10 protein-coding genes are annotated in these 13254 nt (G+C 74.1%); 8 read left to right on the top strand and 2 right to left on the bottom strand.

The window, feature by feature from the left end; genetic code table 11:
* Positions 1 to 11: 11 nt before the first annotated feature.
* The 5 genes from sucB to ACFC1X_RS38760 all read left to right on the top strand — a co-directional run bounded on the left by sucB (position 12) and on the right by ACFC1X_RS38760 (position 7408).
* Positions 12 to 1775: a 2-oxoglutarate dehydrogenase, E2 component, dihydrolipoamide succinyltransferase gene (gene sucB, locus ACFC1X_RS38780; RefSeq protein ID WP_376363801.1), complete on the top strand. Its 1764-nt coding sequence runs from the start codon at positions 12 to 14 to the stop codon at positions 1773 to 1775.
* Positions 1776 to 1984: 209 nt separating this feature from the next.
* Entirely contained in the window at positions 1985 to 2608 is a 624-nt protein-coding gene (locus ACFC1X_RS38775) for a GntR family transcriptional regulator (RefSeq protein WP_234953874.1), read from the top strand.
* 430 nt (positions 2609 to 3038) lie between these two features.
* Positions 3039 to 5741 (top strand): pyruvate dehydrogenase (acetyl-transferring), homodimeric type, encoded by a 2703-nt coding sequence (gene aceE, locus ACFC1X_RS38770; RefSeq protein ID WP_376363798.1) that lies wholly within the window; start codon positions 3039 to 3041, stop codon positions 5739 to 5741.
* Positions 5742 to 5800: 59 nt separating this feature from the next.
* Complete coding sequence (locus ACFC1X_RS38765; RefSeq protein ID WP_376363795.1) at positions 5801 to 6802, top strand: helix-turn-helix transcriptional regulator; 1002 nt, start codon at positions 5801 to 5803, stop codon at positions 6800 to 6802.
* Between the two features lie 84 nt (positions 6803 to 6886).
* On the top strand, positions 6887 to 7408 hold the full coding sequence (locus ACFC1X_RS38760) for a DUF4240 domain-containing protein (protein WP_376363857.1): 522 nt from the start codon (positions 6887 to 6889) through the stop codon (positions 7406 to 7408).
* A 445-nt stretch (positions 7409 to 7853) separates the two neighbouring features.
* On the opposite strand, the gene ACFC1X_RS38755 is transcribed toward ACFC1X_RS38760, so the two are convergent.
* Positions 7854 to 8690, bottom strand: coding sequence for a peptidoglycan recognition protein (locus ACFC1X_RS38755; RefSeq protein ID WP_376363792.1), 837 nt, complete (start codon positions 8688 to 8690; stop codon positions 7854 to 7856).
* A gap of 217 nt (positions 8691 to 8907) precedes the next feature.
* Between ACFC1X_RS38755 and ACFC1X_RS38750 the strand changes: the two genes are divergently transcribed.
* Positions 8908 to 10092, top strand: a complete 1185-nt coding sequence (locus ACFC1X_RS38750; protein ID WP_376363790.1) for a MarP family serine protease — start codon at positions 8908 to 8910, stop codon at positions 10090 to 10092.
* On the opposite strand, the gene ACFC1X_RS38745 is transcribed toward ACFC1X_RS38750, so the two are convergent.
* Positions 10082 to 10597 (bottom strand): GNAT family N-acetyltransferase, encoded by a 516-nt coding sequence (locus tag ACFC1X_RS38745; RefSeq protein ID WP_376363787.1) that lies wholly within the window; start codon positions 10595 to 10597, stop codon positions 10082 to 10084. The two genes, ACFC1X_RS38750 and ACFC1X_RS38745, sit on opposite strands and share 11 nt — an antisense overlap.
* A 72-nt stretch (positions 10598 to 10669) precedes the next feature.
* Between ACFC1X_RS38745 and ACFC1X_RS38740 the strand changes: the two genes are divergently transcribed.
* Both ACFC1X_RS38740 and ACFC1X_RS38735 read left to right on the top strand, forming a co-directional pair.
* Entirely contained in the window at positions 10670 to 11572 is a 903-nt protein-coding gene (locus ACFC1X_RS38740; RefSeq protein WP_376363784.1) for a TIGR01777 family oxidoreductase, read from the top strand.
* 173 nt (positions 11573 to 11745) lie between these two features.
* Positions 11746 to 13149 (top strand): NAD(P)/FAD-dependent oxidoreductase, encoded by a 1404-nt coding sequence (locus tag ACFC1X_RS38735; protein WP_376363781.1) that lies wholly within the window; start codon positions 11746 to 11748, stop codon positions 13147 to 13149.
* Positions 13150 to 13254 lie beyond the last annotated feature (105 nt).

Here is a 13254-nt window from a genome sequence, read left to right as displayed (position 1 = left end):
CAACCGAAACCATGGCGGTTTCCGTAACCCTTCCGGCGCTCGGCGAGAGCGTCACCGAGGGCACCGTCACCCGTTGGCTGAAGGCCGAGGGTGAGCGCGTCGAGGCCGACGAGCCGTTGCTCGAGGTCTCGACCGACAAGGTCGACACCGAGATCCCGGCGCCCGCGTCGGGCGTGCTGTCCTCCATCAAGGTCGCCGAGGACGAGACCGTCGAGGTCGGCGCCGAGCTGGCGCTGATCGACGACGGCACCGGCGCCCCGGCCGCCGAGCAGGCGCCGCAGGCCGAGCAGGCCGCCGAGCCCGCCCCCGAGCCCGCCGCTGCCGCCCCGTCCACCGAGCAGGCCGCCCCGGCGCCCGCGCCGAGCGCCGAGCAGTCCGGTGGCGGCGCCGCCGAGGGCACGGACGTCGTCCTGCCCGCGCTCGGCGAGTCCGTCACCGAGGGCACCGTCACCCGCTGGCTGAAGTCGGTCGGCGACAGCGTCGAGGCCGACGAGCCGCTGCTCGAGGTGTCCACCGACAAGGTCGACACCGAGATCCCCGCCCCCGCGTCCGGCACCCTGCTGGAGATCGTGGTCGGCGAGGACGAGACCGCCGAGGTCGGCGCCAAGCTCGCCGTCATCGGCGAGGCGGGTGCCGCTCCGGCCGCCGCCCCGGCCCAGGAGGCTCCCGCTCAGGAGGCCCCCGCCAAGCCCGAGCCCACCCCGGCTCCGGCTCCCGCGCAGGCCGCCCCGGCTCCGGCCGCTCCGGCCCCGCAGGCGCCCCCGGCTCCCGCCCCGCAGCCGGCCGCCCCGGCTCCTGCTGCCGCCCCGGCCGCTCCGTCCGCCGCCCAGCCGGCGGACGACGGCGCCTACGTGACCCCGCTGGTGCGCAAGCTCGCCGCCGAGAACGGCGTCGACCTGTCCACCGTCAAGGGCACCGGCGTCGGCGGCCGCATCCGCAAGCAGGACGTCATCGCCGCCGCCGAGGCCGCGAAGGCCGCCGCTCCGGCGCCTGCCGCTGCCGCTGCCGCCCCGGCCACCGCCGCGAAGAAGGCCCCCACCCTGGAGGCCTCCCCGCTGCGCGGCCAGACCGTCAAGATGCCCCGCATCCGCAAGGTCATCGGCGACAACATGGTCAAGGCGCTGCACGAGCAGGCCCAGCTGTCGTCGGTCGTCGAGGTCGACGTCACCCGCCTGATGAAGCTGCGCGGCCGGGCCAAGGACGCGTTCGCGGCCCGTGAGGGCGTCAAGCTCTCGCCGATGCCGTTCTTCGTCCGGGCTGCCGCCCAGGCGCTGAAGGCGCACGCGCCGATCAACGCCAAGATCAACGAGGCCGAGGGGACCATCACCTACTTCGACACCGAGAACATCGGTATCGCGGTGGACTCCGAGAAGGGCCTGATGACCCCGGTCATCAAGAACGCCGGTGACCTCAACCTGGCCGGCATCGCCAAGGCGACCGCCGACCTGGCGGGCAAGGTGCGGGCCAGCAAGATCAGCCCGGACGAGCTGGCCGGTGCGACCTTCACCATCAGCAACACCGGTTCGCGCGGCGCGCTGTTCGACACGATCATCGTGCCGCCGGGCCAGGTCGCGATCCTCGGCATCGGTGCCACGGTCAAGCGTCCGGCCGTCATCGAGACGGAGGAGGGCACGGTCATCGGCGTCCGCGACATGACGTACCTGACCCTGTCCTACGACCACCGCCTGGTGGACGGCGCCGACGCCGCCCGCTACCTGACGGCGGTCAAGGCGATCCTGGAGGCCGGCGAGTTCGAGGTCGAGCTCGGCCTGTAGTCCCTCGCCAGTGGGCCTGTACGGTGCCCCCGCCCGGAGTTCTCCGGACGGGGGCACCGTCACGTTTCGGCGAGGGCACGCTGTGTAAGTCTCGTCTCACCTGCGCCAAAGCGCCCCCGTGCGCCCTTCCCGCCCGCCGCGACGGCCGTATTGTTACTCAACGTCAAACGCCCCAGGGGGCCGAAGGGGCCCCTCCCGAAGGAGCTCTCATGACCGCGCCCGTCGTCCACTCGCTGCGCGAACAGATCCGCGAGCACATCCTGGAAGGGATCATCAGCGGACGCTGGCAGCCGGGCGAGCGGATCGTGGAGCGCCGGATCGCCACCGAGCTGGAGGTCAGCCAGACGCCGGTGCGGGAGGCCCTGCGGGAGCTGGAGTCGCTGCGGCTGATCGAGTCGGCGCCGAACAAGGGCGTGCGGGTGCGGAACCTGACCGCCGCCGACCTGGAGGAGAGCTACCCCGTCCGGGCCGGCCTGGAGGCCATCGCGGCCGAGCTGGCGGCGGACCGGCTCGCCCTGGACTGCTCGGCCCTGGAGCCGCACGTCGCCGCGCTGTACGAGGCGGACCGGGTCTCCGACGGGACGGGCCAGGTGCGGCACACAGTGGGCTTCCACCGGGAGCTGGTCCGCGCCGCGGGCAACTCGGTGCTGCTGCACACGTGGGAAGGCCTGGGCATCGAGGTCTTCACGGCCCTGTCGATACGGTGGCTGGGCACGGTGCAGCAGTCCTACGCGGAGGAACACGAGGAACTGGTCGCCGCGTTCCGTCGCCGGGATCCGCGGATCCCCGAGATCGTCAAGGCCCACGTCCTCGGCTGTGCCCCACGCGCCTAGTCTTCGCCCCCGCCGCCCCTACCCTTCCCGTCCCTGGGGGCTCCGCCCCCAGACCCCCGTTCGCGCAGTTCCCCGCGCCCCTGAAGACGGGCGCCACCTGAAAGGGGCGCGGGGAACTGCGCGATCAGCCACGCCGCACCCGCGGACGCCACCCCACCGCACCCCCCGAGCTCATCCGCGCCCACCCCACCTCACCTGCACAAACCCCCCGACGGGCACCGTCACTCCGTGCCATCGCCGAAGGCACCCCGTGCCGACTTTCTCGTAATCAAGAGGTTTTGCCCCTCAACCCTTTGATCGATCATCGATCAGCGAGTTACAGTCACCGACGGGCTTCCACCCAAGCCTCACGCCCTGTCCTGCCAAAGACCTAGGGCACCCCGAACCCTTGCCGATGAGGGAACCCCCTTCGACTGAGGAAGGCGGCGACATGACCGACCCCAAAGCCATCCAGCCGAGCGAGCTCGACCAGCTCCCGGACCGCGACCCCGAGGAGACCGCCGAGTGGCAGGCCTCCCTGGACGCCGTCACCAAGGCGGCCGGGCCGCACCGTGCCGCGTACTTGATGCGCCGCACGCTGGAGCGCGCCGAGGGCGCCGGCCTGGCGCTGCCGAAGCTGCTGGAGACGGACTACGTCAACTCCATCCCGACCGCCGACGAGCCCGCTGTGGACGGCGACGAGGACCTGGAGCAGCGGATCACCGCCTGGAACCGCTGGAACGCGGCCGCCATGGTGACCCGCGGCAGCAAGCACGGCGTCGGCGGCCACATCGCCACCTTCGCCTCCGCGGCCTGGCTGTACGAGACCGGCTTCAACCACTTCTTCAAGGGCAAGGAGGGTGACGGCTCCGGCGACCAGCTCTACATCCAGGGCCACGCCTCCCCCGGCATCTACGCCCGTGCCTTCCTCGACGGCCGGCTCACCGAGGACCACCTCGACAACTTCCGGCGCGAGTCCGGCGGCAACGGACTGCCGTCCTACCCGCACCCGCGCCGCCTGCCCTGGCTGTGGGAGTTCCCCACCGTCTCCATGGGCCTCGGGCCGATCTCCGCGATCTACCAGGCGCGGTTCAACCGCTACCTGACCAGCCGCGGCATCAAGGACCTGACCAACTCCCACGTGTGGGCGTTCCTCGGCGACGGCGAGATGGACGAGCCGGAGTCCACCACCGCGCTCACCCTCGCCTCCCGCGAGGGCCTGGACAACCTGACCTTCGTCATCAACTGCAACCTGCAGCGCCTCGACGGTCCGGTCCGCGCCAACTTCAAGATCGTGCAGGAGCTGGAGGCCCAGTTCCGCGGCGCCGGCTGGAACGTCGTCAAGAGCCTGTGGGGCACGGCGTGGGACGAGCTGTTCCAGCTCGACACGAACGGCGCGCTCGTACGCCGCCTGCGCGAGGTACCCGACGCGCAGGTGCAGACGTACCAGACGCGCGACGCCGCCTACATCCGCGAGGACTTCTTCGGCAAGGACCCGGAGCTCGCCGCGATGGCGAAGCTGCTGTCCGACGACAAGATCCTCGAGTGTTTCCACTACTCGCGCGGCGGCCACGAGTCCCGCAAGGTCTACGCCGCCTACCGGGCCGCGCTCGCCCACAAGGGCGCGCCGACCGTGATCCTGGCCCAGACGGTCAAGGGCCACACCCTCGGCACCGGCTTCGCCTCCAAGAACGCCAACCACCAGATGAAGAAGCTCTCGGTGGACGAGTTCAAGGACATGCGCGACCTGCTCGGCCTGCCGATCAAGGACAGCGACTTCACCGACGGCGTGGTCCCCTACGGCCACCCGGGCGCCGACTCCCCCGAGGTCCGCTACCTCCAGGAGCGCCGCGCCGCCCTCGGCGGTCCGGCCCCGGCCCGCCGCGTGCACCCGGTCGCGCCGCTGCCCGCGCCCGCCGAGAAGGCGTTCGCGTCCTTCGACAAGGGTTCCGGCTCGCAGAGCGTGGCCACCACGATGGCCTTCGTCCGCCTGGTCAAGGACCTGGTCCGCGACAAGGAGTCCGGCAAGCGCTGGGTGCCGATCGTCCCCGACGAGGCGCGCACCTTCGGCATGGAGAGCCTCTTCCCGTCCCTCGGGATCTACTCCCCCAAGGGCCAGACGTACGAGCCGGTCGACCGCGACCAGCTGATGTACTACAAGGAGGCCAAGAACGGCCAGATCCTCAACGAGGGGATCACCGAGGCCGGTTCGATGGCCGACTTCATCGCCGCGTCGACGTCGTACGCGACGCACGGCGAGACGATGATCCCGTTCTACATCTTCTACTCGATGTTCGGCTGGCAGCGCACGGCCGACCAGATGTGGCAGCTCGGCGACCAGCTCGGCCGCGGCTTCCTGGTCGGCGCCACGGCCGGCCGGACCACGCTGACCGGTGAGGGTCTCCAGCACGCGGACGGTCACTCCCCGGCGATCGCGGCGACCAACCCGGCCGCGATGACGTACGACCCGGCCTTCGCGTACGAGGTCGCGGCGATCGTCAAGGACGGTCTGCGCCGGATGTACGGCGAGGCGGCCCCGGGCGAGGACCCGAACGTCTTCTACTACCTGACCGTCTACAACGAGCCGATGCCGCAGCCGGCCAAGCCGTCCGGCGCCGGTGTGGACGAGGGCATCGTCAAGGGCCTGTACCGCTTCAACACGGCGGAGTCGGCGGGCCTGACCCCGGCGGCGAACGCCCCGCGGCTCCAGCTTCTGTCCTCCGGTACGGCGATCCACTGGGCGCTCAAGGCGCAGCGGCTGCTCACCGAGGAGTGGGGCGTGGCCGCCGACGTGTGGTCCGCGACCTCCTGGACGGAGCTGCGCCGGGACGCGATGGACGCCGACGCGGCGCTGCTGCGCGGCGAGGAGCGGGTGCCGTACGTCCGCCGGGCGCTCCAGGGCGCCGAGGGCCCGGTCCTCGCGGTCTCCGACTACATGCGCCAGGTCCCGGACCAGATCGCGCAGTGGGTCGAGCAGGACTACTCGTCGCTCGGTGCCGACGGCTTCGGCCTCTCGGACACCCGTGACGCCGCCCGCCGGCACTTCGGTGTCGACGCCGAGTCGATCGTGGTCGCGGCTCTGGCCCAGCTCGCCCGGCGCGGCGAGGTCAAGGCGACGGCCGTGAAGGAGGCGCGCGAGCGCTACGGCCTGTAGGGCCGGGCATGACCCGAGGAGGCCCCCGCCGCGGCGGGGGCCTCCTGCATGATGTGGGGATGCGCGCTGCCCGCCTCATCAAGATGGTGCTGCTCCTCCAGTCCCGCCCGGCCATGACCGCCGCCGAGCTGGCCCGGGAGCTGGAGGTCTCCGAGCGGACCGTGACGCGGGACGCGCAGGCGCTGTCGGAGGCCGGGGTCCCGGTGTACGCCGAGCGCGGGCGGGCCGGGGGCTACCGGCTGATCGGCGGCTACCGGACGCGGCTGACCGGGCTGGCCCGGGGCGAGGCCGAGGCGCTGTTCCTGTCCGGGGTGCCGGGCGCGCTGCGCGAGATGGGCCTGGAGGACGCGGCCTCGGCGGCCCGGCTGAAGGTGTCGGCGGCGCTGCTCCCGTCGCTGCGGGACGCCTCCCGTACGGCGGCGCAGCGCTTCCATCTGGACGCGCCGAACTGGTTCCGGGAGCCCCGCACGCCCGAGCTGCTGCCGGCGGTCGCGGACGCGGTCTGGGACGACCGGCGGATCGCGGCGCGCTACCGGCGTGCGCGGGACGAGGTGGTCCGGGAGCTGGAGCCGTACGGGCTCGTGCTGAAGGCGGGGGTCTGGTACCTGTGCGCGCGGGTCGCGCGGGAAGCGGACGGCGGGCCGTACCGGGTGTACCGGATCGACCGGTTCACGGCGGTGGAGCCGGGTGAGGAGCGTTTCGCGCGGGACGACGACTTCGACCTGCCGGCGTTCTGGGCGGAGCGGGCCGAGCAGTTCGCGCGGTCGATCCTGCGGGCGCGGGTCGTGGTGCGGCTGTCGGAGCGGGGGGTGCGCGGGCTCCGGTACGCCGTGGACGCGCTGTCGGCGCGGGAGGCGCTGGCGGCGGCCGAGGGGCCGGACGCGGACGGGTGGGTGACGGTGACGCTGCCGGTGGAGTCGGAGGAGGTCGCGCACACCCAGCTGACGGGACTGGGTGCGGAGGTGGAGGTGCTGGCGCCGGAAGGGCTGCGGGACCGGTTCGCCCGGGACGCCCGGCGGCTCGCGGGGCTGTACGCCGGTGCGGGGCAGGACGGCGGCTGACGGTTCCCGCGCGGTGATTCCCGCATAACGATCCGCCGCACTCCACGTGCGTGGCACCCCCACAGGGCCGATGCTGGACCCGTGATGGACGAGACGGAGTTCTGGGAGCTGATCGACGCCGCCCGGCAGGGCGCCGACGGCGATCCCGAGGACCAGGCCGACCTGCTGGTGGACCGGCTCCTCACGATGGACCCCGACTTGGTGCTCGACTTCGCCCGCCACTTCGAGGCCCGTTACAACCGCGCCTGCACCTGGGACCTGTGGGGCGCGGCGTGGGTGCTGCTGGGCGGTGCCAGCGACGACGCGTTCGACTTCTTCCGCTGCTGGCTGATCGGCCAGGGCCGGGAGGTGTACGAGGGCGCGGTGCACGAACCCGACTCGCTCGCCGAGCTGCTGGAAGACTTCGACGAGGAGCTGGACGGCGACGGGGAGGAGCTGGGCTACGCGGCCGACGAGGCCTACGAGCAGCTCACCGGCACCGTGGCCCCCGACCTCGGCATCGCCCCCGCCCCCGCCGAGCCACTGGGCACCGCGATCAACCTGGAAAACAACCAGGCCCTCGCAACCCGCCTGCCCCGCCTGTGGGAGCGCTTCGGCCCGGAGTGACCCGGCGGCGCGGGGTGCGCCCGGGCGACCCGGGGGCCAGCCCTCGCGGCCGGGGGCCGGCCGGTGCAGCCGGGGCCAGCCCGTGCGGCCGCGGGTCAGCCCGCGCAACCACACCGGCGGCGCCCGACGCACCCGCGCGACCCGGGGGCCAGCCCGCCCCAGCCGGGGCCGCCCGCGCAGCCGGAGGCCGGACGTTGCAGCCGCGGGTCAGCCCGCGCAACCACACCGGCGGCGCCCGACGCACCCCCGGGACCGGGGGGCCAGCCCGCCCGCCCCCGGGGGGCCCGCCCGCGCGGCCGGAGGCCTGCCGGTGCAGCCGAAGGGGGCAGCCGGCGTGGTCGCAAGTCAGTCCCCGCAACCACGGGCCAGCCCGCACAGCTTCGCGCCAGCCCGCCCACCCCCGGGCCAGCCCGCCACAGCCGCGCGCCAGCCGCCACGCCGCGAGTCAGCCCGTGCGGCCCTGGAGATGGGCCGCGGTCTGGCGGATTTCTGGGAGGCGGTCGGAGAGGGCGGCGCCCGGGCAGCTGGTCTGGTAGCCGTCGTCGTGGCCCGCGACGGCGGGCAGGGTCGCCGTGGCGCCCGCGGCGTAGCGGCTGAGCCCGTTGCTGGAGACCAGGGCGACCTTCGCGCGCGGGTCGGTGTCGGTCTCGCCGAGCTTCCAGGCGGCCACGGCGGCGATCGCGTCGGTCAGCGCGTCCGGCACGGGCACGCCCGCGGTGAAGGTGCCGAGGGCGGCGATGCCGGTGGTGCGGTGGTTGAAGCCCTGGGTGTGGGCGCCGGTGACGGGGCGGTCGGCGCCGCCGGCGCGGCCCTCGTAGACGGTGCCGCAGCGGTCGACGATGAAGTTGTAGCCGATGTCGTCCCAGTCCCGGGCGCCGGTCTGGCCCATGTACACGCCCCGCAGGATGGCCGGCACGTCGGCGCAGTCGTAGCCGTTCGGCGTGTCCGTGTGGTGGACGAAGACGGCGAGGATCTTGTCGTCGTAGCGCGGGGCGGGCTGCTCGCGGGCGGCCCCGCCCAGCCATTCCGACCGGGGCACGATGGCCGGCCGGGGCGCCGTGTGCCGGTCGGCGGCGACCGGACTGGTCTGTGTGGCCGCCGCCTGTTCGACCCCGTTGGCGCAGAGGAACAGCGCGGCGACGGCGGCCAGGCCGGGCAGCGCGCCGAGCACCGCCCGCAGCGCACGCGGCATCCCGGCCGCACCGGGGGTGGAGGCGCGGGCGGCACCCGGTGCGGGAACGGCACGCCGCTCCCGGGCCCCGCGCGGTCGGAGGGGACGCATGGTCCCACTGTCCGGCGGATCGGGTCCGCCCGCGATGTGTGCTGTGCCACCCGGTGGAACCATCGTCCAGGTCCACGACGTTTTCCGGTTGTCGGTCGAGATCGCACATGCTCGCTCGGGTGACCGTTCCGGTCGGTCGCGCGGCGCGGTCTGATCATCGGGGCCGTACGGCACGTACTGAGGGTTCCCGGGGTCCGGTGGTGGAAAGGCGGCTCGCGTGGACCTGCTCGACGTTCTGCTGGTGCTGGTGGTGCTGGCCTACGCCGCGTCCGGATACCGGCGCGGACTGGTGGCCGGCTGTGTCTCGCTGGCCGGTTTCGTGGGCGGTGCGGCGCTCGGCGTGTGGATCCTGCCCTGGGTCACGGATCTCGTGACGCCGGGCTCGACGTCGGCGACGGTGCTCGCGGTGGTCACGGTGCTGCTGCCGGCGATCGTGGTGCACGAGCTGGCGGGGCGGCTGGCGCTGCGGCTGCGCCGGGAGCTGGACGCCGGCCCGCTCAGGGTGGCCGACGGGGTCGGCGGGGCGGCGGCGAACGCGGTGGCGGCGCTGATCGTGGCGTGGGTGGCGGCCAGCGTGCTCGCGGCGTCCTCGTCCTCGCTGCTCACCTCGGCGATCCGGGACTCGACGCTGCTGGGCGCCGTACAGCGGGCGATGCCGGACACCACGCCGGCGTGGTTCTCGGGGGCGACGTCCGCGCTGACCGAGGCCGGGTTCCCGCAGGTCTTCAACCCGTTCGAGAACGAGGCGACGGCGCAGGTCGCCGAGCCCTCCGGGGACAGCGTGACGGCGGCCGCGACCCGGGCGGCCCAGCGCAGCACGGTGAAGGTGGAGGGCGTCACCGGCACCCAGGGCCGGGAGGGCAGCGGCTTCGTGTTCGCGCCGGAGCGGGTGATGACCAACGCCCACGTGGTGGCCGGCATCGACGACCCGACCGTGCGGATCGGCGGGGTGGGCCCGTCGTACGAGGCACGCGTGGTGCTGTTCGACCCGGGCAAGGACGTGGCCGTGCTGTACGTCCCGGACCTGTCCGCGCCCGTCCTGCGGTTCGACGACGACGCGGAGCGCGGGGACCCCGCAGTGGTGGCGGGCTATCCGCAGGACGGCGACCTGGACCTGCGGGCGGCGACGGTGGCGAACCGGATGCGGGCGACCGGCCAGAACATCTACAGCGACGCGAACGTCACCCGGGAGATCTACTCGATCCGCTCCACGGTCCGCCCCGGCAACTCGGGCGGACCGCTGCTGACCACCGACGGCCGGGTGTACGGCGTGGTGTTCGCCCGCTCCACCTCCGACGCCGGGACCGGCTACGTGCTGACCGCGGCCGAGGTGGCCGCCGACGCGGAGCGTGCCGCGGACGCTACGGAGGCGGTGGACACGGGCGAACCGGTCACGTCGTGACCGGCGACGGCTCCCGCTCGGTCAGGAACCGGCCCATCGTCACGTCGTCGACGTAGGCGCCGCCGAGGTAGAACTCCTCGGGCTGCACCCCCTCGACGACGAAGCCCTCGGACTCGTAGAGCTTCCGGGCGGCGGTGTTGTGGCCGAGGACGCGCAGGGTGATGCGGCGGGCGCCGAGGCGGCGGGCCTCCTCGACGGCGGCGCGGACCAGCGCGCGGCCGACGCCGCCCCCGCGGGCGGTGCCGGCGACGGCGAGGCCGCGGATCTGGCGGACATGGGCGTTGGCGGCCAGTTCCGTGGGGAAGCCGAGGCGGACGTAGCCGACGACGGCGCCGTCGAGTTCGGCGACGAGGTGGTCGGCGGGGCCCGAGTGCGGGCGGAAGAAGGGGTCGTCCGGTCCCGGCGGGGGTGAGACGGCGTGCAGGAGCGACCAGGTGTCGCGGTCGAGCCGGCGCAGCGGCTCCTCGTCGTCGGACCTGGCGGGACGTATGTGCGGGGCTGGCATGACGGTCACTGTACGACGCGGACGCGGGCTCCGGTCCGCCGCTTTTCCCGGCCCACCCGGCAGGATGAGCACATGGACTTGGAACGTTCCCGCATCGTGGTGGCCGGCGCGTCCGGTCTCATCGGCAGCGCACTGGTGCGGTCCCTGACCGCGGACGGACACGAGGTGGTGCGGCTGGTACGCCGTGCGCCCCGGAGCGCGGACGAGGTCCGCTGGGACCCGGAGAACGGGCGGGTGGACGCGGCCGGGCTCGCGGGCTGCGACGCCGTGGTCAACCTGGCCGGCGCCGGGGTGGGCGACCGGCGCTGGACCGACGCGTACAAGACACGCATCCGCAGCAGCCGCGTACACGGCACGACGGCGCTCGCGGAGGCCGTCGCGGCGATGGAACGGCCGCCGCGGGTCTTCGTGAACGGCAGCGCGATCGGCTACTACGGGGAGACGGGCGACCGGGCCGTGGACGAGAGCGCGCCCGCCGGTGAGGGCTTCCTGCCGGCCCTGTGCGTGGAGTGGGAGGCCGCGGCGGCGCCCGCCCAGGAGGCGGGCGTACGGACCGCCTTCACCCGGACGGGTCTGGTCGTCGCGAGCGGCGGCGGGGCCTGGGGGCGGCTCTTCCCGCTGTTCAAGGCCGGGCTCGGCGGACGGCTGGGCGACGGGTCCCAGTACTGGTCGTTCGTGGCGCTGCACGACGAGGTGGCGGCGATCCGGCACCTGTTGGACCACGAGGACCTGTCAGGACCGTTCAACCTGACGGCCCCGCAGCCGCTGACGAACCGTGAGATCACCGTGGCCATGGGGCGGGTGCTGCACCGCCCGACGCCCTTCCCGGTGCCCGCGCCGGTGCTGCGCGCCGCGCTGGGTGAGATGGCCGGCGACGTCCTGGGCAGCGCCCGGGTCCTGCCGGCCCGCCTCCAGGAATCGGGGTTCCGGTTCGCGTTCCCAGAGATCGACGGGGCGATCCGGGCGGCGCTGTGAAGTGCGGATGCGACCACTCCGCGCCGCTGTGCGACCGCCGTGCGACCGTGCCCTGCCCCTGCGCGACTCCATCTGACCGTTTCTGGTCCTAACCTCGTCTCGAACTCGGGTATCCCTCAAGCCGGTTGGGGGCATCACGTCTCCAGCGGCCGCGCAACCTCGAGGAGGGGCACGTGCTTGAGCCCGCGTACCAGGCGGACGTCGTCGTCGTGGGGGCCGGGATCGCCGGACTCGCCGCGGCGCATCGGCTGACCAGCGCAGGAGTGACGACCACGGTCCTGGAGGCCGCCCATGCGGTGGGCGGCCGGCAGGCGACCGAGAAGGTCGACGGATTCCGGCTCGACAGAATCGGACAGCTGCTGTCCACGGCGTATCCCGAACTGCGACGCACCCCCGGGCTCGACGGCCTCGCGCTGCTGCCCTTCGCCCCCGGGGTCCTGCTGCACAGCGAGGGCCGGCACCACCGCGCGGGCGCCCCGGCGGGTGTACGGGGCGCAAGGGGCGCACTCCACGCGGTGCGCGCCCTCGCGAGCGCCCCCCGGTCGATCCCCGCGCCCCGGCGCACGCTCGGCCCTCCCGGGGCGTACGGCAGGCCCGCGCCGACGCCCCGCGTCCGGGCCGGCGCGCCGCTCGGTACCGCCGTCGACCAGGCCCGGCTCGGCGCCGCGCTGTCGCGGCTCGCGAGCACCCCGGTGGAACGGCTGCTGGCCCGCCCGGAGCTGCCCGCCGCCCAGGCCCTCGCCGCGCGCGGACTGCCCGCCCGGACGGTGGACGGCTTCCTGCGTCCGCTGCTCGCCGCCCTGCTGTGCGACCCGGACCTCACCACCTCCAGCCGGTGCGCGGACCTCGCGCTGCGCGCCTTCGCGGCCGGACGGCTCGGTCTGCCCGAGGGCGGCGCCGAGGCCCTGCCCGAGCACCTGGCCCGCTCGCTGCCGCCGGGCACCGTGCACACCGGCGTCCGGGTCACCTCGGTCGCCACCAACGCCGTGACCACCGCGGAGCACGGGGTCATCCGCTGCCGTGCCGTCCTGGTGGCGACGGACGCCCGCGCGGCGGCCGCGCTGCTGCCGGGACTGCGGGTACCGGACTTCCATCCCGTGACGGTGGTGCACCACACCACCGACGAACCCCCGGCGACCGGCGCGTCCCTGCTGCTCGACGCCGACCGGGGCGGCCCGGTCGCCCACACGGCGGTGGTCAGCCACGTGGACCCGACCAGGGCACCGGCCGGACGCGCCCTGGTCTCCTCGACGGTCCTCGGCCCTCCCCCGTCCGACGTGGACACCGCCGTCCGCATCCACCTGTCCCGCCTCTACGGCACCCCGACCACCCGCTGGGAGACCCTCGCCGTGCACCACACGCCCGAGGCGGTCCCCGCGATGCGCCCACCGCACGACCCGCGCCGCCCGGTACGCCTCCTGGCCGGCCTGTACGTCTGCGGCGACCACCGCGACACCAGCACCGTCCAGGGCGCCCTCCACTCGGGCCACCGCGCCTCGGCGGCGATCCTGACGGACCTGGGCGCGGGCCGGCCGATGCACTCGGCGGAGTCGGTGGGGTCGGCGCGGGCGGCTTGACCCAACCGGGGGGGGGGCCCCAGGGGGCCCCCCGCCCCCCCAATAACCCGGGGTACCCTCACGCCGATGGCGTATAAATAATTCAAGAACACAAACCAGAGCAGA

Origin of the sequence: Streptomyces sp. NPDC056128 (genome assembly GCF_042263835.1) — a bacterium.
Classification (GTDB): Bacteria; Actinomycetota; Actinomycetes; order Streptomycetales; family Streptomycetaceae; genus Streptomyces.
Note: the sequence above shows the minus strand (reverse complement) of the source record. Positions and strands in the feature narration are given on the sequence as shown.

Bases quoted from the DNA above. Each gene is read 5' to 3' on its own strand.
- sucB (WP_376363801.1), top strand. From the start codon at position 12: ATGGCGGTTTCCGTAACCCTTCCGGCGCTCGGCGAGAGCGTCACCGAG.
- ACFC1X_RS38775 (WP_234953874.1), top strand. From the start codon at position 1,985: ATGACCGCGCCCGTCGTCCACTCGCTGCGCGAACAGATCCGCGAGCAC.
- aceE (WP_376363798.1), top strand. From the start codon at position 3,039: ATGACCGACCCCAAAGCCATCCAGCCGAGCGAGCTCGACCAGCTCCCG.
- ACFC1X_RS38765 (WP_376363795.1), top strand. From the start codon at position 5,801: ATGCGCGCTGCCCGCCTCATCAAGATGGTGCTGCTCCTCCAGTCCCGC.
- ACFC1X_RS38760 (WP_376363857.1), top strand. From the start codon at position 6,887: ATGGACGAGACGGAGTTCTGGGAGCTGATCGACGCCGCCCGGCAGGGC.
- ACFC1X_RS38755 (WP_376363792.1), bottom strand. From the start codon at position 8,690: ATGCGTCCCCTCCGACCGCGCGGGGCCCGGGAGCGGCGTGCCGTTCCC.
- ACFC1X_RS38745 (WP_376363787.1), bottom strand. From the start codon at position 10,597: ATGCCAGCCCCGCACATACGTCCCGCCAGGTCCGACGACGAGGAGCCG.
- ACFC1X_RS38740 (WP_376363784.1), top strand. From the start codon at position 10,670: ATGGACTTGGAACGTTCCCGCATCGTGGTGGCCGGCGCGTCCGGTCTC.